Raw genomic sequence first — 2,304 nt, 5'->3', positions numbered from 1 at the left:
ATGATAATATAAATATTGCATATTTCAAATCGCTAGCCTAACGACGCGTAACATGGTCAATCATCAAATTTAGCCGTATCAATGCATTGATACTACACTTCGAAATTATTTAATATCACGAATTTGTCCACATGACGAGAGGGGATTGACACGGTCCTCGTTGTCCCGCCGATCATTAGGGTCAGGACCCATTGATGTGAGAGGCGCGATCTGATTCAGGTTCCGTGAGGAGACTGAGGATGAGCGACCTTTACTGGCTGACGGATGAGCAGATGGAGCGTCTGCGGCCGTATTTCCCCAAGAGCCACGGCAAGCCGCGCGTTGATGATCGGCGGGTGTTGAGCGGTATCGTTTTCGTCAATCGCAATGGGTTGCGCTGGCGGGACGCGCCCAGGGAGTATGGTCCAGCCAAAACGCTCTACAACCGGTGGAAGCGGTGGGGCAAGATGGGCGTTTTCGTCCGCATAATGGAAGGGCTGGCCGCCGCGGGCGCCGAGCCGAAGACGGTCATGATCGATGCAACCTACCTGAAGGCGCACCGCACGGCATCGAGCCTGGGGGTAAAAAGGGGGGTCTTGGGCGGCTGATCGGCCGCACGAAAGGCGGCATGAACACGAAGCTTCACGCCGTCACCGATGCAAACGGCCGCCCGCTCAGCTTCTTCATGACCGCCGGACAGATCAGCGATTATACCGGCGCGGCAGCTTTGCTGGATGATCTGCCCAAGGCACAATGGCTGCTCGCGGACCGTGGTTATGACGCCGACTGGTTCAGGGATGCCCTTCAGGACAAAGGCATCAAACCATGCATTCCGGGACGGAAATCCCGTGCAGAGCCCATCAAATACGACAAGCGCCGATACAGAAGCCGCAACCGCATCGAGATCATGTTCGGCCGTCTCAAGGACTGGCGCCGCGTCGCCACCCGATACGACCGATGCCCAACGGTCTTCTTCTCCGCCATCGCACTCGCAGCCACCGTAATCTTCTGGCTCTGATCAACGAGTCCTGACCCTAAAGCGTCGTTTAGCGAAATCGCGCTGGACTGCGCGTTGGTCGATGTTGACCTTGCCGACGGTCCGACGGGACCTGAAGCTGCGGAATGGTTGCTGCACAAAGGTATCCCGTCGATTTTTGTCACCGGACAGGCAGAGGTTGCGGCAAAACACGCGCATTTATCGCTTGGTACAATCGCTAAGCCTGTTGCCGATAAAGATATTGCGGAGAAATTGAAGCTATTCAGGGCCGCGATCGATGCGAAAGGCTGAGCTTCACGAACTGTACCCGTCATCGATCATAGCGAATAGGCTATTTCATCTGGCGGCTCTTAACTGCCAACGTCGTCCGCAAACGAGGCAATCCATCTCGCTTTCAGCGCGATCGGCGGCAACGTCTCGCAGGTTCGCCAGCTGATCCGCAAGCGCTCGAACTCCGCCAAGCCGGTGGCATCGTTAACATCGGGCGACCGTGAACGCTGCCGTGTCTGCACCAGCCATCGCTGTTTTCCGTGAACTAAAGGTCCTGCTGACGAGGGCAGGGGCCTGTTGATTTTGCGAGTAGTGAGCCGCTACTCGAAGTTGGATTCCATAATGGCGGTTGTCCATTTTGAGATGCGGGTAATCTTCACCAGCACGCGCACGAGGCGATTAATGATCAAATCCACCTGAAAAGAGAAGCTGATGACGGAACCGCATGCCGGATGGCTCCAACGGGCAAAGACATGGGCGCGCACCATCAAACGTGACGTTGTCGCCCTCTGGATCCCCTTCATCGCGAATCGCCATGACCAACAGTGATGCGCGTTACCCGTCCAAAAATGAACCAGAGGTGAGCAACTCAGGTTTGCGCCGCAGATTGGATGATCTCTGGCCGCTTTACCGCCGCGTTGGAACGGTCTGTCGCGTCATCGAGGCAGTGTTCGATCGCCTCTCGGAAGGTGACGGCGACCCGATCGGGTTTCGTTGCATCCATCAGCTTCTCGCCGGATTCGTTGGGCGCGAGTGTCAACGCAACGATCATGATCTTCGCCGCGGGCATCTTACGCCGCAGCCGCTTCACTGCGTAACGCATATTCGCCGTGCTGTTTCCGTCGAGATAGCAAAGGCAGGCAAGCGCCACTCCATCGGAGCTAAGCTTGAAAATGTTCCGCGTCGATAGGCTGTCGGACGGTTCGACGCGCGCTGCGACCCCGTGCTTCTCGACGACTTGCGCGAGCATCAGCGCCACGGCTTCATCCAATTGGTTTTGCCCTGCCAGGAACAGGACGGGTTGCGGTCCCCTAAAGGATTCAGCCAACGCGTCCTGG

Annotated in this window: 4 protein-coding genes; 2 read left to right on the top strand and 2 right to left on the bottom strand. The window is 56.9% G+C overall.

Annotated elements, in window-relative coordinates:
- The first annotated feature begins 239 nt into the window (after nucleotides 1–239).
- Nucleotides 240–997 (top strand): IS5 family transposase gene (locus ACEW72_RS03380; RefSeq protein ID WP_373474972.1). Its coding sequence is split into 2 segments (ribosomal slippage): nucleotides 240–561 and nucleotides 561–997, totalling 759 coding nucleotides; the frame shifts between segments, so codons are not numbered across the junction.
- A 54-nt stretch (nucleotides 998–1,051) separates the two neighbouring features.
- Nucleotides 1,052–1,267: a hypothetical protein gene (locus ACEW72_RS03375; protein ID WP_373474971.1), complete on the top strand. Its 216-nt coding sequence runs from the start codon at nucleotides 1,052–1,054 to the stop codon at nucleotides 1,265–1,267.
- A 299-nt stretch (nucleotides 1,268–1,566) separates the two neighbouring features.
- Here the strand turns inward: ACEW72_RS03375 and ACEW72_RS03370 are convergent, their stop codons facing one another.
- Together ACEW72_RS03370 and ACEW72_RS03365 are read right to left on the bottom strand one after the other, a co-directional pair.
- Nucleotides 1,567–1,770, bottom strand: coding sequence for a hypothetical protein (locus tag ACEW72_RS03370; RefSeq protein WP_373474970.1), 204 nt, complete (start codon nucleotides 1,768–1,770; stop codon nucleotides 1,567–1,569).
- A 65-nt stretch (nucleotides 1,771–1,835) separates the two neighbouring features.
- Nucleotides 1,836–2,304, bottom strand: a 469-nt coding sequence (locus ACEW72_RS03365) for a hypothetical protein (RefSeq protein WP_373474969.1), incomplete at its 5' end; no start/stop codon positions are given.

It is taken from the genome of Sphingorhabdus sp. (genome assembly GCF_041737645.1).
In the GTDB taxonomy this organism is placed as follows: Bacteria; Pseudomonadota; Alphaproteobacteria; order Sphingomonadales; family Sphingomonadaceae; genus Sphingorhabdus_B.
Note: the sequence above shows the minus strand (reverse complement) of the source record. Positions and strands in the feature narration are given on the sequence as shown.